This is a genomic window from Pseudonocardia sp. MH-G8 (assembly GCF_002262885.1).
Taxonomy (GTDB): Bacteria; Actinomycetota; Actinomycetes; order Mycobacteriales; family Pseudonocardiaceae; genus Pseudonocardia.
The window spans coordinates 25,361-44,643 of record NZ_NKYF01000029.1 but is presented as its reverse complement, the minus strand read 5'-3'; the positions used below and the strand labels follow the sequence as shown (position 1 = coordinate 44,643).

The window sequence follows — 19,283 nt, the reverse complement described above, 5'->3', positions numbered from 1 at the left end:
GAACCTGCCGAGCGCCGCCGACTGAATCGCCCCGGCGTGTCGGGAGGCTTACGCAGTTGAGTGGCCGACCTCAGCGAGGGCGGCGTGTTGACGGTAGTGGGCGGCCTCGAGCTCGACTGGTGGGATGTCGCCACAGGCTTCGAACAGCCGGCGGTGGTTGAACCAGTCCACGTATTCGAGAGTGGCGATCTCGACCTGCTCGACTGTCCTCCAGGGCCCGCCGGGCTTGATCAACTCAGTCTTGAACAGTCCGATCAACGACTCGGCCAGCGCGTTGTCGTAGGCGTCTCCGACACTGCCCACCGACGGTGCAGCGCCCGCCTCGGCGAGGCGCTCGGTGAACGCGATCGACGTGTACTGGGAGCCGGCGTCGTTGTGATGGATCAACCCGTCGAACTCGACGATCCCGGCTTGGTGCCGGGTCCAGACCGCCTGCTCCAGCGCGTCGAGCACCAGCGTGGTCTTCATCGTCGTCGCTGCCCCCGGGCGGCGTGGGGGACCCACAGGCGAACGCGGACCTGCTGGACGGCGCCGACGTGGTGGTCCGCGACGGCACGCCGGACGAGCCCGCGCAGCCACTGGCCCTGCCTGACTCGGTGGTGGAGTGCGTCGTCACCGACTTCCCGCACAACGGGCCCTACGCGCGCTGGCAGGCCGACGAGATGGTGCACCAGGCCCTCTCCGGCTACATGAACGCGACCGGCCGCGCCGCCCGGCGCCCGCTCTACGGCGTCGGGCACCGGGCGTACTACGCGTGCGGCACCACCGCGTTCATCTCGGTGCTCGCCGCACTGCACGAGCGGCGCCGGTCCGGGCGGGGACAGCGGGTCCGGGCCACCGTGTTCGAGTCGATGGCGGCAATCGGTCAGAACTTCGTCACCCAGTACAACTACAACGGGACCACCGAGAGCCGGGCGCGCTACACCGGCCTGCTGGCCACGCTGAAGTGCTCCGACGGATACATCGTGATGTTCGCGATGCGCGACTCGGCGGCTGTCTGCCAGGCCGGCATCCTCGAGCTGCTCGAACGACTGGCACAGGACACGAACCTCGCCACACTGCTCATCACCCACGATCTCGGCGTGGCCGCCGGGCAGTGCCGGCGCGTGGTGGCCATGTACGCCGGCCAGGTCGTCGAGGACCGTCGCACGCAGGACTTCATCACCGCGCCGGCACACCCCTACTGCCAGGGCCTGATGCGCTGCGTGCCCGACCCGTCCGTGCTCGGCACGATCCGGCCGGGCATCCCCGGTTCCCCACCCGCTCCCGGGTCCGTACCCCACGGTTGCCGGTTCCGGGAACGATGTGACCTCGCTGAAGCGGGGTGCGAGACTGACCAGCCGCTGCTAGCGATCACCGCACGTGGTCGCCTCGGGACGGTGCGGTGCTGGCGCGCCGAGGAGTTGCCAGGGGCCGCTGCGCCCTCGACGAAAGCCGAGGCGAGCGCGTGAGCCACCGACCCGCGACCCCGAACCCGACTGACGACGGCGAGCCCGGTGCGCTCCTCGACCTTCGCGACGTCGTCGTGGAGTATGGAGCCGGCGCCCATGCTGTGCGGGCCGTCGACGGCGTCAGCCTGCAGGTGCCCCGGGGCGCGACGATGGCCATCATCGGAGAGTCCGGCTGCGGCAAGTCGTCGCTCGCCAAGGCCGTCTGCGGGTTGGTCCCGACGGCCTCGGGCCACATGACCTTCGCCGGCCAGGCCATCGGCACGAGCAAGGACCCGGCCGAGCTCGCCGGCCGGCTCGGCATCCAGATCGTGCTGCAGGACCCAGCCGGTGGGCTCGATCCGCGGTGGCCGATCTGGCGCAGCGTGGCCGAGTCACGCCGCCGACTCCGCGAGCCGCGCGAGGAATCGCGCCGCCGCGCCGAGGCGGCACTGGCCGAGGTGGCGATCGGCCCGCACCTGGTCGAGAGACGTCCAGCGGAACTCTCCGGAGGTCAGCGCCAGCGGGTGACGATCGCCCGGGCGATCGCGGCCGAACCCCGATTGATCGTGCTCGACGAGGCGGTGTCCGCACTCGACGTGTCCGTGCGCAACGAGATCCTGATGTTGCTGCAGAAGCTCAAGGACCGGTACGGGCTGACCTACGTGTTCATCACCCACGACGTCTCGGTGGTCACGCAGTGCGCGACCGATGCCACGGTGCTCTACCTCGGACGGGCGGTCGAGACCGGCACCGTCGCCGAGGTGCTGCAAGGACGGTCGCACCCGTACACCGAGGCGTTGCTGTCGGCCGTGCCGACGCTCACCGGGGACCTTCGTGCGCGGCTGCGCATGGCGGGCGAGCTGCCCAGCCTCGCCGATCCGCCGTCGGGTTGCCGTTTCCACACCCGGTGCCCGTTCGTCCGACCGCGGTGCAGCGGCGACGAGCCGGAGCTCGTAGTGCGCGCAGGCGGCCACCGCGCTGCCTGCCACTTCGTGGGCGAGCTGCACCCGCCGCGCGAGGTCGCGCCCGACGAAGTGCCCACACCGACCTGATCGTCAGGAGGCGGAGCAGGCTTCGTCGTCGGTGTCGTCGGCGGGGGCGAAACCTGAGGCGACGCGGGCGAGCAGGTCGTTGGTGCGGGCCGCGACATCGCGGCAGAGCTCGGTGAAAGTGTCCAACCGTTCCGGCGAGTAGCGGAAGGCCGGCGTGGACACCGACAGCACACCGATCAGCACGCCCTCGCGCAGCACCGGTGATGCCACCCCCCACGACTCCTTGCCGATCGATTCCACGACGCCGTCACGCAACGCCCGTTCGCAGTCGGCCACCAGGTCTGCGACCGGGCGCTTGCCGCTGGAGCGAGTGTCGTAGTTGCCGTCGGCGTCGGTGATCCCGGGCAGAGTCTTCTTCAACAGCCCGTGCGCGAGGAAGACAATTCCCGAAGCGCCGTGGTGCAGGGGGAACCGGCCCCCGACCGGCACGACCCGCCGGATCTGCTCCTTGGTCTCACCGACCGCCAGGCACTCACGCATCCCGTCGCTCTCGACCATGAACAGCGACGTCTCGTGCGTCTTCTCGTTGAGCTCGGCCACCGCCGAGGTGATCAACCGCCAGGCGAGGCTGTCCGGCTCCAACGCGAAGAACATCCGGATGAGGGCCGGCCCCGGCGCGTAGCCGTCGACGCTGCGGGAGACGAATCCCTCGCTCTCAAGCGCGTTCAACAGCCGCACCGCCGTCGGGCCTGGGACATCGGCAACCTTCTGCAGCTGCCCCGTCAGCCGTACGCCTCCGCCCACCGCCTTGAGCAGGCTCAGCGCCCGCGCTACGGAACGCACCGGCGAGACACCAGAGCTGCCCGACTGGTCCACTGTACGATCCCCTACTTCCGCCTGATGACTACACCAATATACGGCCGCGCCGATTGCTCCCGGATGCTGGCCTCCCGCGGCGATCAAGGGAGTCAGGATCAGCTGCGATTCGCGCAGCTCAGAGCGTGTCCAGCGAGGCGAGGTGGACTGCAGCGCGCTCCCCGGTCCTCCGAGAGCCGGAACAAGGTGCGCGGACGAGAAACGATCGCACCGGTTGGGCCTCGAGAAGCCCGCTGCCTCCAACATCCCGACGGGCGGCTGCCCCCGCACCCACCAGAACTGGGGCGAGGCCGAAAATAGCTGCTCCACGCCTCGACCGCACGGCTCGTCGGCGGCGGACCGTCTTCATGCCCCAGGGCGGACAGATCAGTTCGAGCGCCGCCCGCGCCAACGGGGCACCCGGTGGCCGGCCGCCCATCTTCGACCGGGCCGGCGACGCCGGCGCAACGTCGTCGAACGTTGCTTCAACCGGATCAAGCAAACCCGCGACCTGACCACGCCGGCCTGGGCAAACGCGCCGACGCATCACCGACTCGGTCGTGTTTCGACTGAACGCCGACTTGCAGCTCAAGTTTTCACGGCGTAGCGACCTCAAGCTCCGGCCCACCTCGCTCGAATGGAATCGCGGTCAAGTGCGCCGCCGCAGCAACACAATCCCCAGCTGGCGTCAGAGCAGGTCAGCACTGCCTCGACAGCCCCCAAAGGTCGCATTGATCACAGCGGTCCGCGGCCTGCTCGCTACCCTGTCCAGCAGCGAACCAGACGTCTGGGCCAGGTGGTGCCGCAGCGCCATCTGGCCCAGAGTCGCGGCCGCGGTCAGGCCGTGGGGGCCGAGGACGAGCTGGAGTCGGGTGGGGTACCGCACGGTGCACCCGGCCTACACCCCACACCGGAGGTGCCCGTCTGCGTGGCCGACTGGCCAGCCGGAGCCACACACAACCGGCACTGCAGCGCCGCGGAATCCGCGTGAAATGCTCGAGCTGACACTCGGTCGAACTTCCACACCACGACCGCGTCAAACTGACGATCGGCCGACTGCGCCTGCAACCCACGGTCGGCGATCACCGCCAACGCGGCCAGTATGGCGAAGGCCGCTACACTGCTGACATTCCTGGTCATCGATCGGTGCGTTCACGCGCGAATAGCAACCAGCTTCGTCCGCTGCCCCCAGGGGCCAGTAGATCAGCTCCCAAGCGACTTCAAAACATCGAAGATTCCGTCTTCTCGCTCGCGGCGGACTGTCGGTAAAGGTCTTCCTCGCCCATCCCGACAAGAAGATTCAGGCGGAGCTGTCGGACCTGGTCACCGCCATGAGCCAGACCGTGCGTGCGGGCATCCCGACAGTCGTGCACGCCGAGCTCGGCAGCGCTGTCGACGAGCTCCTCGCCGTGGGGTTCGCCGGCCGCAGCGACCTCGCCGGCATGCATTCCTGGCGCTCCACCGAGATCGAGGCGGCCGCGGTCACCGCCGCGGCCGCGCTGGCCAAAGCCACCGGGGCACACCTGTACGTGGTTCACGTGTCCTGCGCGGATGCGATGCGGGCGTGCCTGCGGGCCCGCGCCGAGGGCGTCGACATCAGCATCGAGACCTGCCCGCACTATCTGGTCCTGACTCATCAGACTGGTCCACGCGGCGGTCAGGGATTCGTGCTGCCCCCGCTGCGGACCCTCGACGACGTGCACGAGGTGCGGCGCGCGCTGGTCGACGGCAGCGTCGACACGGTCGGTAGCGACCACTGCGGGCACGGCGCGCAATCCAAGAAGCCCGATGACATCGCCGGGTTGAAGGCGGGTCTGCCCGGGCTCGAGCTGATGATCCCGCTGCTGATCGACGCGGCCCTGCGCCCCGATGCCTGGCTGCCTCGCCGCCGGGTGGTCGATGTCTTGGCCGCCGGCCCGGCGAGGGTGTTCGGGTTGACGGGCAAGGGCCATCTCGCACCGGGCTTCGACGCCGATGTGGTCCTGGTCGACCCGGCGGCGTCGCCGGTAGCGGCCAGCGAGAACCTGCACGACGCGGCCGGCTACACCCCCTACGACGGGGCGACCCTGACGGGGGGCATCGCTCAGGTCTGGCGGCGCGGTGAACTCATAGTCGACGGCGCGGTCGCCACCGCCACGGGTGGCGGACGTTTCGTGGGGGGCCGATGAGCCTCATCGACGAGCTGACCCGGATCGTCGGGCCCAGCCACGTCGCACCGACGACGCGGCGCTTGCCGGCCGGCTCACAGACTACACCGGGCATTGGCACGGCACGGCGCGCGCATTGATACGCCCTGCGGACACCGACGAGCTCGCGGCAGTGGTCCGCGCCTGCCACGTGGCCGATCATCCGGTGACTGTGCAGGGCGGGCGGACCAGCCTCGTCGCCGGAACGGTGCCTCACAACAACGACATCTTGCTCTCCACCGAGCGGCTCGACCGGCTCGGCGAACCCGACCCGCGGGGTCGGATCCGAGTTGGTGCCGGCACCATCCTCGTCGCGGTGCAGTCTGCCGCGGCGAGGGTGGGCATCGAGTTCGGCGTCGACCTGGGGGCGCGCGACACCGCGACCCTGGGAGGGATGGCCGCCACCAACGCCGGCGGGCTGCACACCGTCCGTTACGGCCCGGTCTCCGCCCAGGTTTTGGGGCTGGAGATCGTCCTACCGGACGGGCGGGTCGTGCGTCGGATGAGCGACGTCCGCTCCGACAACACCGGCTACGACCTCGTCAGCATCTGGGTGGGCAGCGAAGGCACCCTGGGGGGATCACCGAGCTGGAGCTGGCGCTGTATCCACTCCCGGAACACCGCGTCCTCGCCCTCCTGGGCTTCGCCGAGCTGCCCGCGCTGCTGGCCGCTGGCGAGACGCTGCGCACCGTCGATGGAGTGCGCGCGCTCGAGCTGCTCGACGGCCGCGGACTCGACCTCGCCGAGCATCGGCTCGGGCTGCCCCGTCCCACCCGCGAACGGCACCCCTGGTATCTGCTGGTGGAGGTGGGCGGAGACCTTCGAGAAGGCCGTGGCCGAACTCGGCGCCGACGACCGTTTGCATGGCGTCATCGCCGACAACGGTGACCCGGCCGCCGCGGACCACTTGGGCCGCCCTCGGGCGGTGGGGCAGGCTCGACAGCGTCCTCGTCAGCGTGGGCGGCCCGCCCGGCGGCAGTGTCCTGGCCGTCACCGACGAGCAGTGGCGCGAGGCGTTTGACACCGTGTTCCTCGGTGCGATCCGGCTCGCCCGGGTCGCGGCCGGAGCAATGGGCAACGGCGGCGCGCTGGCGTTCGTCCTGTCGAGCTCGGTGCGCCAACCCATCCCGAATCTGCCGCTGTCGAACGGGCTGCGACCCGGCCTGGCGATGGCAGCCAAGACCCTTGCCGACGAATTGGGCCCGCGCGGGATCCGGGTACTGAACCTGTGCCGGCTCGGATCGCCACCCCCGCACGCTCGAGGTCGACGCCGCATCTTCCGATGCCGGGTTCCGCAACCGAGCGATTCCGCTCGGACGACTCGGAGGCCCGAGGAGTTTCTGCCCGGTCGCTGCGTTCGTCCTGTCGCCGATCGCGTCCTACCTGACCGGATCAGCCATCACGATCGACGGAGGGCTGATCCGAAGCTTCTGATCCGGTCCCGCAGGTGGTGCACGGGCGGTCGGGCCATGGGGCCCGCGAGCTCCGCTCCGGAGAACCCCGGCCACTCCGCGGGAATCGCGGCGTACTGGGGAGCGCCCTGTCGAACCAGGTCGGCGCGGCGATCAGTTCGACGGCGTTCCCGGTGACCGGAGCGGCCGGGGTGGCGGCGCGGCAGCCCGGCGACAGCCCGTGGTGCGATTCGCGATGGCGCGCCGCCGCGTTGCCGGCAACCGGTCTCACGCCACGTCGCCGCTGCTGCGCAGGCTGGTGCTCTGTTCCGCCGTGAACCCGGCCTCTGCGAGGACCTCGTCGGTGTGTTGCCCCAGCATCGGCGCAGCTCGTCGGACTGCACCCGGTGTCACGCTCATCTTCACGGGGATGCCGAGACCACGGATCTCGCCCTCGACCGGATGCTTCATCGTGACCACCATGTCCCGCGCCGTTGTGTGGGGGTCGTCGCACGCCTGCCGGTAGTCCTGGATCGGGGCGGCGGGCACACCTGCTTCCAGCAGCGCCGCGACGAGCTCGTCGCTCCGCCATTCCATGAGCGCCGACTCGAGTACGGCAGTGAGCTCGTCGCGGTGACGCATCCGGTCGGCGTTGGCCATGAACCGGGCATCGCTCTGCAGATCGGGGCGGCCGAGCACCGTGCAGAGTGCGGACCACAGCCGCTGGTTGTTCGCCCCGATCACGATGTGACCATCAGCAGTCCGGAGCTTCTGGTACGGCGCACTCATCCGATGGGCCGACCCGACTGGGCCCGGGACCTCCCCGGTTGCCCACAGCTCGGCCGTCTCCCAGATCGACAACGCAAGCGCGGACTCGTACAGCGACACGTCGATGTGCTGGCCCGCGCCCGTCGTCTCACGGGCAGCATGTGCGGCGAGGATCCCGATCACGCCGAACAGGCCGGCCGACAGGTCGGCGATGGGTATCCCGCACTTGAGCGGATCGGAACCTGGCTCGCCGTTCACACTCATCACCCCGGACATCGCCTGGGCTATGAGGTCGTACCCCGGCCGGGAAGCATAGGGACCTGTCTGCCCGAAGCCGGAGATCGACGCGTAGACGATCCTCGGGTTAATTTTTGTGATCGTGGGGTAGTCGATGCCGAGCCTGGACGTGACACCCGGCCGGAAGTTCTCGACGAGCACGTCGGCGGTTCCAGCCAGCCGGTGGAAGACCTCCCGGCCGCCAGGGCTCTTCAGGTCGATCGCGATGCTGCGCTTGTTCCGGTTGACGGCGAGGAACGCCGAACTCTCGCCACCGGCCAACCGGGTGCCGAGGCCGGTGCGGGCGGCGTCCCCGTTGCCGACGGGTTCCACCTTCGTGACGTCAGCGCCCAGATCACCGAGGAGCTGGCAACAGAAGGGGCCGGCCATCACCTGGGTGACATCGAGGACTTTCAGACCGTTCAAGGCCGACGACATTCGGGCTCCGGTGGCTCGCGGGTGGAATCGTTGCGCTAGGCATGACGCAACGGGTGGCGTCCAAGCGGTGCCGGCTCCTGCGACAGGGTGTGCCGCCAGGCGGTACGCTGTTCCAATACCGCCTCATCGTATGGAAGGGCGTCATGGCCGTCAACGAGGTCCGAAGCGTGATGACGGCACTGCGCGTGCTGGACGAGGTCGCTGCACGCGAGCCCGTGGGGGTGAGTGAGCTGGCGCGGGCTCTCGAGATTCCCAAGAGCTCGGTGCAGAGGACGTTGCGCACGCTGCACGCCGCCGGCTGGATCCAGCCGATCGGAGCGGAGATGACCAGATGGGGTTTGACCACGCACATGCTCCGGACGGGTCAACGCGCCGCCGGTGGGCTGAACCTCCGAGACGTCGCGGTACCGGTAATGGAGAAACTGCGTTCAGCGACCCAGGAGACGGTCCACCTGGCCGTGTCCGAGCAGGACAAGGTCATCGTGATCGAACGCCTCGACAGCCCCCAGCCGGTGCGGACGTTCATCCCGCTGGGCATGGCTGCACCCATCTACGCCTCCGCGAACGGCAAGGCGATCCTCGCGACGTGGCGTGAGGAGGAGCTCACCGCGTTGATCCATCGCGGGCTCCCCGTCCACACGTCGACCACGATCACCGACGAGGGGGAGCTGCGGGCTCGGCTGAACGAGGTCCGTCGGCTCGGCTACGCCGTCAACGACGAGGAGTGGCGGACCGGGGTGTCGGCCGTGGCCGCCGCCATCACCGCCGACGACGGTTCCGCGATCGCGGGATTGAGCATCTCGACGCCGGCGCAGCGCATGTCCCGGAAACTGCAGGGGCGGTACGGGGAGCTCCTGAAGGATGCCGTCCGACAGATCAGCGCCGCGCTGGGTCGTGGCAGGCATTGAACCCGGCGTCTGCCACGTCCTGGCCGACCGGCCTCATGCGCTCCCGACGGCCTCCATCAGCAGTCGCAGCATCGCGTTCGTGGCCTCCCGCGGAGCGTCCGTGTCCGACCGATGGCCCATGCGGACGATCACGAGGTCGGCGGAGGGCACAACGAACACCCGCTGCTCGCCGTAGCCGGCCATGAAGTAGGCCTCCTCCGGCAGCGCGAACTCCCGCGTGCGGTTGAGCCAGAACTGGCCGCCGTAGCACGGCTCTGGCCACGCCGCGGCCGGCGTGCTGACGAACTGCGACCAGCCCTCGGGCAGCACGCGCTCGCCCTCCCAGACCCCGTCCTGCAGGTAGAGCAGCCCGAGGCGCGCCCAGTTGCGCGCCGTCCCGTAGTCGAACCCGGTGAGCAGGAAGTTGCCGTGCCAGTCGGTCTCGAGGACCTGGCGGCGGATGCCGATGCGGTCGAAGAGGGCGGCCTGCGGCCACTGGTGATAGTTCTCGCCCAGTTTCTCCGTGACCGTGCGCCGGATGATCGCCCCGAGGGTCAGCGGGTCGCAGTTGCGGTACCTGCCCACCGTGCCCGGCGGGTGCTCAGCGGGTGAGCCGATGGCGCGCTCGAACGCGTCGACGGTGTCGCTGTAGATGTAGAGGTGCTCCGGCACCGCGAGCGGCCAACGCTGGCGGGGATCGTCCTGCCCGGAGTAGAGCAGCCCGCTGCTCATCTGCATCAGGTCGCGGATCCGGATGGTCGCTCTGGGGTCGCCGTCGCCCTGCCACTCCTGGATCGGTGCCGGTTGGTCGAGCGACAGGTGGCCCTGCTGGATCAGAACACCGATCAGTGTGCCCGTCAGGCTCTTGCCCATGGACCAGCTCTCGAGCTGCGTGTGGGCGTCGATGCCGTCGCGGTAGCGCTCACCGACGATCTCGCCGCGGTGCAGCACCACCACGGCGGCGGTGGCGGCGAGGTCACCGCGGAAGCCGGCGTCGATCGCGGCGGCGACGAGCACCCGGTCCACGGCGGACACCCCGGCGCCGCCGAGGAGGTCGCCCATAGGCCATTCCTGGGTCGCGGGGTCGGGCAGCGTGGTGCGCACAGGTACCGGCTCGAAACCGAGGGGCCGGTCGTCCGGCGGCAGGATGACGCTGCCCTGGTCGCCGGTGAAGCGCGCGGTGCGGGAGACCGCACCGAGGCTCAGGAGCCGCTCGCTCTCGACCTGCCAGTTCGCGTCGAGGTCGGCGTAGTACGCGCGATATCCCTTGACGATCTGTTCCACGCCAGGCCGGTCCAGCACGACCGACACCGTCACCGACCGTTCCTCGCCGTCGACCTCCACCCGGACCAGGTCGTACAGCACGTCGTGCAGGTGGTGGACGAACAGCGCGTGCACGAGGCTGTGCCGGCGCGCGTCCTCGATGCTGCGGCCCGAGAGGAAGACGGCCGAGCAGAGCACCTTCGCCGCGGTGCCCAGCACCAGGTGCAGCGGGATCACCGCTCCGCTGTGGTCCGCCGGGAAGTCGATCGCTGGCTGCATGTGCGTGGGTCCTTCCGTCGACCGCATTGACGCCCGGATGAGCAGGGCCCTAGTCTGGCACACCGTGCCGTAGAATGGCACACCACGGAGACGTCGCCGATCGGAGGCCCCGGTTGCAGTTCCCGAAGGTTCCGGCCGGTACGTCCGCCGATGTCACGTCCTACGGCGGCCTGTGCAGCTCGTCCGACCCCCGGGCGACGGGGGCGGGCGTGCAGATGCTGCTGCGAGGCGGCAACGCGGTCGATGCGGCCGTGGCAACCGCCTTCGCGCTCGCCGTGCACGAGCCTGCGATGTCGCACCTCGGCGGCCAGGGCAACATGCTCGTGCACCTGGCCGACTCGCAGGAGACCGTGGCACTCGACTTCTACGCCTGCGCCCCCGGTGCCTCCGAACCCGGGATGTACGAGTGGATGCCTGGCCCCACCCAGGGTGCCTACCGCTTCACGACCCGGGGAGAGAAGAACACGACCGGGCCACTGGCCGTCGCCATACCGGGCAACGTCTGCGGGTGGGTGACAGCCCAGCGCCGATGGGGAGCCCTCGACCTGAGCGAGGTGGTCACGCCGGCGGTGCACGACGCCAGGACCGGCACGCCGGCCACGGCCCGCATCGCGGCGTTCATCGTCGAGAGCCGGGACCGGCTCGCGCGGTTCCCCGACACGGCGGCGACCTTCCTCCATGCGGACGGGAGCCCCAGGCGCGAGGGCGAACTGCTGCTGCAGCCACACCTGGCCGACACCATCGAGTCGATCGGCGCCGAGGGCTACGAGCCGTTCTACCGCGGCGCCGTCGCGCAGGCGATCGCCGCGCACGTCAGCGGTGCGGGCGGCATCCTGAGTGCCCAGGATCTCGCCCGCTACCCCGACGAGCTGATGTGGACACGTGAGCCCGACTGGCTCGACTACAAGGGACACCGCATCGCCGGCGCCACGCCCTCGTCGAACGCGCTCCTGATGAACCTGCTGGCAATCATGGACGGTCTGGATCTCGGGGGCGAGTCACCGCTGCGGCCCGACCGGCTGCACCTGCTGATCGAGTCGATGAAGCTGGCCTTCGCCGAACGCTCCCTCCACATCGGGGACCACACGCAGGTGAACGTCCCACTCGAGGGCCTGACGAACCCGGAGTACGCGGCGCTACGGCGCGGGCTGATCGATCCGGCGCGGGCCTCGTTCCCGGGACCGGGCGACCCGTGGGCCTTCCAGGACGAGCGGCCCGACCCGGAGCGGCTGACCCCCACGGCTCCCGTCACGCCCGCCCCCGTCATCGGCACGACCCACCACTCCCACGTCGATCGCCACGGCAACTTCGTCTCCATGTCGCAGAGCCTCGGCGACGCCTTCGGCTCCTGCGTGACGGTGCCGGGCACCGGGATCATCCTCAACAACGCCATGAAGCTGTTCGACCCGCGACCCGGGGCCCGACCGGCGGGTATCAGTCCCTACCGTCGCCCGATGGCACCGTGGCCCACCCTCGTGCTGCGGTCCGGGCGGGCCGTGATGGCACTCGGCAGCCCGTCGGGCACCCGCATCCCCAACGCGCTCGCGCAGGTGCTCTCCAACGTCCTCGAGCAAGGAATGGGTCTGCAGGACGCCGTCGACCTGCCGCGCGTGCACTGGTCGGGCGACGAGCTGGAAGCGGAGTCGGACCTCCCAGAGGAAACCCGGACGGGCCTCGCCGACAGAGGGCACGACGTCCGGTACCGGAACGCGCGCTCCCCGTGGTTCGGGGCCGTCCAGGTGGTGGCGCGGGACCCGGAGTCCGGGTTGTGCATCGGGGCTGCCGACCCACGGCGGGCGGGCGCAGCGGCGGGCGTCACGATGCCCGCGCTGCGGCCGACGCCGGCCCCTCGCTCCCCCAGCCCCATCGACGAAAGGCACGGTCCATCGTGAGGAAGACAGGCGTCGCAGCGCTGCTGGCGCTGACGCTCATGACGGTCACGGCGTGCACCGCGAACCTGCCCGACGAGTCGGGAGCCGGCGGTCCGGGCGGCGGGAACCTGCGCATCGGGCAGGAGTACGACCTCGGCACGCTGGACCCGCAGGTCCTCACGTCGGTGGGCGACAAGCAGATGACCACCAACGTGTTCGAAGGCCTGGTGAAGTACGAGCTCGGCGGCGTCAAGGTCGTACCCGGCCTGGCCACCGAGTGGTCCACCGACGAGGCCGGCACCACCTGGACGTTCCAGCTGCGCCCGGGCGTCCGGTTCCAGAAGGGCTACGGCGAGCTGACTGCGCGCGACGTGGTCTTCACCCTCGAGCGCCTGCTCGACCCCGCGCTGGCGTCGCCCAACGCGTCCCTGCTCTCGGGCCTGAAGGCGGTGCGCGCCGATGACGACCGGACCGTGGTCCTCGAGCTCAGCGCCCCGGATCCGGCGCTGACCGACAAGCTGGCCAGCTGGTACACCGGCATCGTCAGCGAGAAGGCAGTGACCGAGAAGGGTGCGGAGTTCGCGCGCGACCCGGTGGGCACCGGGCCCTACCAGTTCGACCGGTGGACCCCGGGCCAGGAGACGGTCCTGACCGCATTCGCGGAGTACTGGGGCGGCGCGCCCGCGCTCGGGCAGGTGACATACAAGGCCATCCCGGACGTGACGACGCGGAACAACGCGTTCGCCGCCGACGAGATCGACATGATCCAGGTGACCGATCCCGACATCCTCGCCCGCTACGAGGGCGACCCGGACATCGAGATCTCCTCGGTACCGGGCCTGATCACCCGGTTCTTCGGCATGAAGACCGACGTCGCGCCGTTCGACGACCCGCGGGTCCGCAAGGCCGCCACGCTGGCGATCGACCGGCCGGCGATGCTCGACGGGCTGTTCAAGGGGATCTCGACGCCGGCGACCGGCATCCTGTCCCCCGAAGCCAACTTCGCGGCCGAGAACATCCTCGACTACCGGCACGACCCGGTGGAGGCGACCCGCCTGATGAACGAGGCCGGCTACGCCGGCGGCGTCGATGTCACGTTCACCGTGCCGAACGTGGACCGGTTCTCCCGGCCCGCGACCGTGATCCAGCAGGACCTGGCGAAGATCGGCATCCGCGTCGAGATCCAGATGATGGAGACGCAGAGCCTGCTTGCCGCCCTCAAGTCGCAGGAGGGGCTGCAGATGTTCATCCTCAGCCGTGGCCAGGAACCGATGCCCGACCGCGTGTTGTCGACCTGGTTCAGCTCCGGGGGAGTCCCGGAGAACAACTGGTCCCGGATCAGCGATCCCGAGGTGGACCAGTGGCTCACCGAGGCGACGACGACGACCGACGAAGCGGTGCGGGCGGATCTCTTCGGCAAGGTGCAGCAGTGGGCTGCCGAGCAGAACGCCTACTACTACATCGACCACGAGGATTTCCTGTTCGCGACGCACGCCCGCGTGAAGGGCTTCGTGGGTGACCCCATCCGGAGCATCCGCCTCGACGACGTGTCGCTCTCGGGCTGATCGTCGTGCACACCGTTCTCCGCAGAGCTCTCGCGGCACTGCCGACGCTCCTCGGTGTGCTCGTTGTCGTCTTCCTGGTCGTACACCTCATCCCGGGCGATCCGGTCCGGGCCCTGCTCGGCGACCAGGCGACGGCGGAGCAGGTCGCCAGGACCCGTCAGGACCTGGGTCTCGACCAACCGCTGCTGTCGCAGTTCCTCGACTACCTCGCCAGGCTGCTGCGAGGTGACCTGGGCGTGTCGATCGCCAGCAGGCAGCCGGTGGCCGACCAGATCGCGGCCCGGCTGCCCTCGACCGCCACGCTGGCGATCGCCGGTGTGCTGATGTCGGTGGTGATCGGGGTTCCGCTGGGGGTCCTCAGCGCCACCATGCGGGGTCGCGTCGCCGACCTCGTCACGCTGGTGATCAGCAGTTTTGGAGTGGCCGCTCCCCCGTTCTGGATCGGGATCCTGCTGTCGACCGCGTTCGCCATCCACCTCGGCTGGTTGCCCGCGATCGGCGGCGGCGAGCCCGGCGACACCGGTTCGATCCTGCGGGCGCTCGTGCTGCCGGCCACCGCCCTTGGCCTGTCCGGCATGGCGCTGGTGGCCAGGATGACGAGATCGAGCATGCTCGATGTGCTCAGCGAGGACTACGTGCGCACGGCACGGGCGAAGGGGCTCGGCGAGCGGGCCGTCGTCTACAAGCACGGCCTGCGCAACGCGGCGATCCCGATCGTCACGGTGATCGGGCTGAACTTCGGCCACCTGCTGGGCGGCACGATCGTGATGGAGACGGTCTTCGCGCGGCCCGGCATCGGCAAGCTGCTCCTCGACGCGATCCTCGGCAGGGACTATCCGGTGGTGCAGGGCGTCACGCTGGTCATCGCCGTGTCGTTCGTCCTCGTCAACCTCCTCACGGATCTCACCTACCCCTTCTTCGACCCACGGCTCAAGACACGTGAGGAAGCCGCCCGATGAGAGCACGGCTGACTGCCAGCCGCCCCCTGATGGTCGGCGGGGCGCTCGTCCTGCTGGTGGCGCTCACGGCGCTGCTCGCTCCGCTGCTGGCTCCGCAGGATCCGTACCTGCAGGACCTGGGCGCGCGGCTGCTCGGGCCCGGGGAGCAGGGCCACCTGCTGGGCACCGACCAGTTCGGCCGGGACCTGCTGAGCAGGCTCGTCTACGGCGCACGGGTGTCACTGCAGGCCGGCCTGGTGGCCGTCGCCATCGGTGCCGGCGTCGGGCTCGTCCTCGGCCTGTGCGCCGGGTACCTCGGCGGGTGGGTCGACATGATCATCGGTCGCCTGTTCGACATCATCCTGTCGTTCCCCACCATCCTGCTGGCGCTGGCGATCGTCGCCGTGCTCGGGCCGTCCATGGTGAACCTGATCATTGCCATCGGCGTCACGACGGTGCCCAACTACGGCCGCGTCCTGCGGGGCGCCGTGATCGCGGTGAAGTCGAGGGAGTTCATGCAGGCCAGCGAGGCATTCGGAGCGTCGAACACCTACGTCATCACCCGGCACGCCCTGCCGAACGTGCTGCCCCCGCTGATCGTGACGACCAGCCTCGGCATCGCCGCTGCCATCCTCGTCGAGGCCACGCTCAGCTTCCTGGGCCTCGGGGTACCGCCGCCGACAGCGACGTGGGGCTCCGTCATCAACGACGGCAAGCAGTACCTCGACATTGCACCCGGCATCTCGACCTGGGCGGGCATGGCGATCGTCGTCGCGGTCCTCGGGTTCAGCCTGTTCGGAGACGGGCTGCGCGACGTACTCGACCCCCGGCTGCACAAGTGAAGGAGCACGGCATCCGCATGACTGAGCCGGTGCTGTCCGTGCGGGACCTCGTCACCGAATTCCGGACGAGCGCGGGCGTGGTGCACGCCGTCGACCACGTCAGCTTCGACCTCTACCCGGGCGAGACTCTGGCGGTCGTCGGAGAGTCTGGGTCGGGGAAGAGCGCCACCGTCCTCTCCGCCCTCGGGCTGATCCCCAAGACCGACGGCAAGGTCGTGGGCGGCAGCGTGCTGTTCCGCGGGCGCGACCTGCTGGCGCTGCCGGCCGAGCAGCTGCGGCGCGTGCGCGGCCGTGATATCGCGATGGTCTTCCAGGACCCGATGACCTCGCTCAATCCGGTGTTCACGGTCGGAGCCCAGCTCAGCGAGGCCATCATGGTCCACCACCCGAAGATGCGCGCAACGGCGGCACGGGCCCGGGGTATCGAGGTGCTGGCCCTGGTGGGGCTGCCGAACCCGGAACTGCGGTACGACCAGTACCCGCACGAATACTCCGGCGGCATGCGGCAGCGGGCGATGATCGCGATGGCGATCATCAACGACCCGGAGATCCTCATCGCCGACGAGCCGACGACCGCCCTGGACGTGACCATCCAGGCCCAGGTCCTCGAGGTCCTGCGGAAGGTGCAGCGGGAGACCAGGTCCGCCTCGATCATCATCACGCACGACCTGGGAGTGGTGGCCGAGACCGCCGACCGGGTGCTGGTCATGTACGGGGGCCGCATCGTCGAGTCCGGTGACGTGACGACCATCTTCCACAGCCCGCGGCACCCCTACACCGCCGGTCTGATGCGCAGCATGCCCCAGGTCAGTGACCGCGCCGACCGCCTGGTCCCGATCCCCGGGGACGCCCCGAGCATGGACGACCTGCCATCCGGCTGCGCCTTCCACCCCCGGTGCACCCTTTCGGCGGGTCGCACCGCGTGCACCACCGACAAGCCCGAGCTCCACGAGATCTCCGGGCCGACGCACGTGGCGGCGTGCCACTTCTGGTCCGAGGTGTCCGCCCCCTTCGCGGACGGTCTCCTGGTACCGGACGGGCCGGTCGCGGAGCGGGGCGACTCCGGCCACGCGGACGAATCCGACCGGGACCGTCCCGAGCTGCTGAGCGTCCGTGATCTGGTCAAGCACTTCCCGGCGAAGCGGCGGCTGTTCGGACGCCGCGGCGCCCCGGTGCGGGCGGTCGAAGGTGTGAGCCTGGAGCTCAGGGCGGGCGAGACGCTCGGCCTGGTCGGGGAGTCCGGCTCGGGGAAGACGACCGTCGGCAAGGCGATCATGGGGCTGGTCGGCTCCAGTGGGGGCCGGATCGCCTTCCTCGGCGAGGACATCACGGGACACGACCGCAAGGCGCTGCGTGACGTGCGGCGTGACCTGCAGATCGTGTTCCAGGACCCCTACACGTCCCTCGACCCGAAGATGAAGGTCTCCCAGCTCGTCGCCGAGCCGCTGCGCATCCACGGCAGGTACGACGGCGAGAAGTCACACGCCTACGTGCGCACCCTGCTCGAACGCGTCGGGCTGCCGGCCGGGTTCGCCGCCCGCTACCCACACCAGCTCTCGGGTGGGCAGCGCCAGCGGGTCGGCATCGCGCGCGCCCTCGCCCTCGAACCCCGTGTCATCGTCCTGGACGAGCCCGTCTCTGCCCTCGACGTCTCCGTGCAGGCCCAGGTGATCAACCTCCTGCAGGAGCTGCAGGACGAGCTCGGACTCGCGTACCTGTTCATCGCCCATGACCTGTCCGTGGTCCACCACGTGTCCGATCGGGTCGCGGTGATGTACCTCGGGAAGATCATGGAGATCGGGTCGCGCAGCGACATCTACGGCGCACCGACCCACCCGTACACCCAGGCGCTGCTCTCCGCCGTGCCGCTGCCGGACCCCGCGCAGCGCGATCGCGGGGACAAGATCGTCCTGACCGGCGACGTTCCCAGCCCGTCCGCGCCACCGTCGGGATGCGTGTTCCGCACGCGGTGCTGGAAGGCCGACGACAGATGCGCGTCGGAGGTTCCCGAGCTGGCCGACCGCCTGGGGATCGGCCACCCCAGCGCGTGCCACCACCCGGAGCCGGCCACGGCGAACCGGCCTGCCGTCACGGCCGGAAAGCCCACCCCCAGCTGATCCGCCAGCGACTCCGCACCCACCGAGGAGACGAACCGTGACCACCCGCACCGAGGTCGGCGTCGGCGTCGAACTGCGCTACGAGACCCCGCACATCGTCGTGCTCACCATCGACAGCCCGCCCTCCAACGCTTTCACCTGGGAGAGCCGTCAGTCCATGCTGCGCGCTCTCGACGTCATCGAGGCGGATGACAACATTCGCGCGGTCGTCATCACGGGAACCGGCAGGGCGTTCACATCGGGCGCCAACCTGCGCGAGGACCAGGCTCTCACCGACGAGCAGCTCGCCGACTACATCGGCGAGTTCAGTGGGATGCTCAACCGCATCGAGGCCCTTCGGATGCCCGTCGTCGCTGCAATCAACGGAGCCACAGTCGGCGGAGGTCTGGAGTTCGCTCTTGCCTGCGACATCCGGCTCGCCTCAAGCGAGGCGTTCTTCGTGGCCGCGGGGGTGAACGTCGGGCTGATCGTCAGCTTCTGGCGGCTGCCCCGGGTCGTCGGCCTCGGACCCGCGAAGGAAATCATCCTTACCGGGAGCCGATACACCGCAGAGCAGGCCATGCGCTGGGGACTGGTCACCGAGGTGTACGAACCCGAGGCACTGCTCCCCGCCGCTCTCGCCAAGGCACAGCGGATCGCTACACGTGCCCCGCTGTCGGTCGAGGCCGCGAAGTCGGCCGTGACCCGCGCCTTCGAACTGAGCTTCGACCAGGGCCAAGCCCTCCAAACGAAGAAGTTCGTCGAGATGTACCGCACTGAAGATCATAAAGAGGCGTTGCGCGCGTTCTTCGAGAAGCGCGACGGCGTCTACGCCCGGCGCTGACCGGCTGACCACCCCTGGCCCACCGAGCGTGCACGGACCGAGTCCACACGCTCCGGCGGCCTCGGTCGCCGATCAACCCGCTCGCGATCAAGTAGCGCCCGGGCTCCCGAGGAGCTGCTCCAGCAGCGCGATGCGCCGTTCCAGCTCCTCGGGCTTGGGCGGTGGGTCGCTGTCGGCGGGCAGGTGCGCGGTCAGCTCGTCGAGCCGGGCGGCCGGCACCAGGAACGGCCCGACGAGCAGGGCGTACCAGCTCGCGCGGTGCTTCCGGTGGGCCGGGACCGCCGTCACCATCGGCGCGTTCTCCGGCGGGAACAGCGCGGCGTCGTCCAGCATGCCGGCGAGGGACCCGTCGCTCATCGTGC

General features: G+C 69.8%; 16 protein-coding genes and 3 pseudogenes. 14 read left to right on the top strand and 5 right to left on the bottom strand.

Features of this window, described 5'->3' with window-relative positions:
- Positions 1-48: 48 nt before the first annotated feature.
- Positions 49-468, bottom strand: a pseudogene (locus tag CFP66_RS38715) (integrase core domain-containing protein); the annotation flags it as partial.
- 23 nt (positions 469-491) lie between these two features.
- Between CFP66_RS38715 and CFP66_RS38710 the strand changes: the two are divergent.
- Together CFP66_RS38710 and CFP66_RS38705 are read left to right on the top strand one after the other, a co-directional pair.
- Positions 492-1,451, top strand: coding sequence for an oligopeptide/dipeptide ABC transporter ATP-binding protein (locus CFP66_RS38710; RefSeq protein ID WP_094930341.1), 960 nt, complete (start codon positions 492-494; stop codon positions 1,449-1,451).
- Positions 1,448-2,482 carry an ABC transporter ATP-binding protein gene (locus CFP66_RS38705; RefSeq protein WP_094930340.1) on the top strand — a complete coding sequence of 345 codons (1,035 nt, stop codon included), beginning with the start codon at positions 1,448-1,450 and terminating at the stop codon, positions 2,480-2,482. Before CFP66_RS38710 ends, CFP66_RS38705 begins: the two co-directional genes overlap by 4 nt.
- A gap of 3 nt (positions 2,483-2,485) precedes the next feature.
- Here the strand turns inward: CFP66_RS38705 and CFP66_RS38700 are convergent, their stop codons facing one another.
- Positions 2,486-3,385 (bottom strand): IclR family transcriptional regulator, encoded by a 900-nt coding sequence (locus tag CFP66_RS38700; RefSeq protein ID WP_158228385.1) that lies wholly within the window; start codon positions 3,383-3,385, stop codon positions 2,486-2,488.
- A gap of 1,223 nt (positions 3,386-4,608) precedes the next feature.
- On the opposite strand from CFP66_RS38700, the gene CFP66_RS38695 reads away from it, so the two are divergent.
- From CFP66_RS38695 to CFP66_RS50490, 5 genes and pseudogenes are all read left to right on the top strand, one after another.
- A complete protein-coding gene (locus CFP66_RS38695) occupies positions 4,609-5,445 on the top strand; it encodes a dihydroorotase family protein (protein ID WP_094930338.1) in 837 nt (278 codons plus the stop codon).
- A pseudogene (locus tag CFP66_RS50505) lies at positions 5,417-5,950 on the top strand (FAD-binding oxidoreductase); the annotation flags it as partial. The gene CFP66_RS38695 and the pseudogene CFP66_RS50505, both read left to right, overlap by 29 nt.
- A 62-nt stretch (positions 5,951-6,012) precedes the next feature.
- Positions 6,013-6,351, top strand: a complete 339-nt coding sequence (locus CFP66_RS50500; protein ID WP_369805262.1) for an FAD-linked oxidase C-terminal domain-containing protein — start codon at positions 6,013-6,015, stop codon at positions 6,349-6,351.
- Positions 6,327-6,683: pseudogene (locus CFP66_RS50495) on the top strand (SDR family oxidoreductase); the annotation flags it as partial. The gene CFP66_RS50500 and the pseudogene CFP66_RS50495, both read left to right, overlap by 25 nt.
- Positions 6,684-6,768: 85 nt before the next feature.
- A complete protein-coding gene (locus tag CFP66_RS50490) occupies positions 6,769-6,897 on the top strand; it encodes a hypothetical protein (RefSeq protein ID WP_198961974.1) in 129 nt (42 codons plus the stop codon).
- A gap of 245 nt (positions 6,898-7,142) precedes the next feature.
- Here CFP66_RS50490 and CFP66_RS38680 read toward each other — a convergent pair whose 3' ends face one another.
- Positions 7,143-8,336: a CaiB/BaiF CoA-transferase family protein gene (locus tag CFP66_RS38680; RefSeq protein ID WP_094930337.1), complete on the bottom strand. Its 1,194-nt coding sequence runs from the start codon at positions 8,334-8,336 to the stop codon at positions 7,143-7,145.
- 53 nt (positions 8,337-8,389) lie between these two features.
- Here CFP66_RS38680 and CFP66_RS38675 point away from each other — a divergent pair, with 53 nt between their 5' ends.
- Complete coding sequence (locus CFP66_RS38675; RefSeq protein WP_198961965.1) at positions 8,390-9,244, top strand: IclR family transcriptional regulator; 855 nt, start codon at positions 8,390-8,392, stop codon at positions 9,242-9,244.
- A gap of 33 nt (positions 9,245-9,277) precedes the next feature.
- Here the strand turns inward: CFP66_RS38675 and CFP66_RS38670 are convergent, their stop codons facing one another.
- Positions 9,278-10,765 carry a serine hydrolase gene (locus CFP66_RS38670; protein ID WP_158228384.1) on the bottom strand — a complete coding sequence of 496 codons (1,488 nt, stop codon included), beginning with the start codon at positions 10,763-10,765 and terminating at the stop codon, positions 9,278-9,280.
- Between the two features lie 74 nt (positions 10,766-10,839).
- Here CFP66_RS38670 and CFP66_RS38665 point away from each other — a divergent pair, with 74 nt between their 5' ends.
- Genes CFP66_RS38665 through CFP66_RS38640 form a run of 6 tightly spaced genes read left to right on the top strand, consistent with a single transcriptional unit; the run spans position 10,840 to position 18,921 of the window.
- Positions 10,840-12,657, top strand: coding sequence for a gamma-glutamyltransferase family protein (locus tag CFP66_RS38665; protein ID WP_094930334.1), 1,818 nt, complete (start codon positions 10,840-10,842; stop codon positions 12,655-12,657).
- Complete coding sequence (locus CFP66_RS38660) at positions 12,654-14,201, top strand: ABC transporter substrate-binding protein (RefSeq protein ID WP_094930333.1); 1,548 nt, start codon at positions 12,654-12,656, stop codon at positions 14,199-14,201. The genes CFP66_RS38665 and CFP66_RS38660 overlap by 4 nt, the downstream gene beginning before the upstream one ends.
- A 5-nt stretch (positions 14,202-14,206) precedes the next feature.
- Positions 14,207-15,160: an ABC transporter permease gene (locus tag CFP66_RS38655; RefSeq protein WP_255413927.1), complete on the top strand. Its 954-nt coding sequence runs from the start codon at positions 14,207-14,209 to the stop codon at positions 15,158-15,160.
- Positions 15,157-15,981 (top strand): ABC transporter permease, encoded by an 825-nt coding sequence (locus CFP66_RS38650; RefSeq protein ID WP_094930331.1) that lies wholly within the window; start codon positions 15,157-15,159, stop codon positions 15,979-15,981. The genes CFP66_RS38655 and CFP66_RS38650 overlap by 4 nt, the downstream gene beginning before the upstream one ends.
- A 17-nt stretch (positions 15,982-15,998) precedes the next feature.
- On the top strand, positions 15,999-18,098 hold the full coding sequence (locus tag CFP66_RS38645; protein ID WP_094930409.1) for an ABC transporter ATP-binding protein: 2,100 nt from the start codon (positions 15,999-16,001) through the stop codon (positions 18,096-18,098).
- A gap of 37 nt (positions 18,099-18,135) precedes the next feature.
- Positions 18,136-18,921, top strand: a complete 786-nt coding sequence (locus tag CFP66_RS38640) for an enoyl-CoA hydratase/isomerase family protein (protein ID WP_198961964.1) — start codon at positions 18,136-18,138, stop codon at positions 18,919-18,921.
- Between the two features lie 87 nt (positions 18,922-19,008).
- On the opposite strand, the gene CFP66_RS38635 is transcribed toward CFP66_RS38640, so the two are convergent.
- A complete protein-coding gene (locus CFP66_RS38635; protein WP_143517525.1) occupies positions 19,009-19,278 on the bottom strand; it encodes a hypothetical protein in 270 nt (89 codons plus the stop codon).
- Between the last annotated feature and the right edge of the window lie 5 nt (positions 19,279-19,283).

What these genes read in the sequence shown, in the direction of transcription:
- CFP66_RS38635 (WP_143517525.1), bottom strand. Translation starts at nt 19,278, where the DNA reads ATGAGCGACGGGTCCCTCGCCGGCATGCTGGACGACGCCGCGCTGTTC.
- CFP66_RS38665 (WP_094930334.1), top strand. Translation starts at nt 10,840, where the DNA reads ATGGCACACCACGGAGACGTCGCCGATCGGAGGCCCCGGTTGCAGTTC.
- CFP66_RS38650 (WP_094930331.1), top strand. Translation starts at nt 15,157, where the DNA reads ATGAGAGCACGGCTGACTGCCAGCCGCCCCCTGATGGTCGGCGGGGCG.
- CFP66_RS38680 (WP_094930337.1), bottom strand. Translation starts at nt 8,336, where the DNA reads ATGTCGTCGGCCTTGAACGGTCTGAAAGTCCTCGATGTCACCCAGGTG.
- CFP66_RS38645 (WP_094930409.1), top strand. Translation starts at nt 15,999, where the DNA reads ATGACTGAGCCGGTGCTGTCCGTGCGGGACCTCGTCACCGAATTCCGG.
- CFP66_RS38670 (WP_158228384.1), bottom strand. Translation starts at nt 10,765, where the DNA reads ATGCAGCCAGCGATCGACTTCCCGGCGGACCACAGCGGAGCGGTGATC.
- CFP66_RS38695 (WP_094930338.1), top strand. Translation starts at nt 4,609, where the DNA reads ATGAGCCAGACCGTGCGTGCGGGCATCCCGACAGTCGTGCACGCCGAG.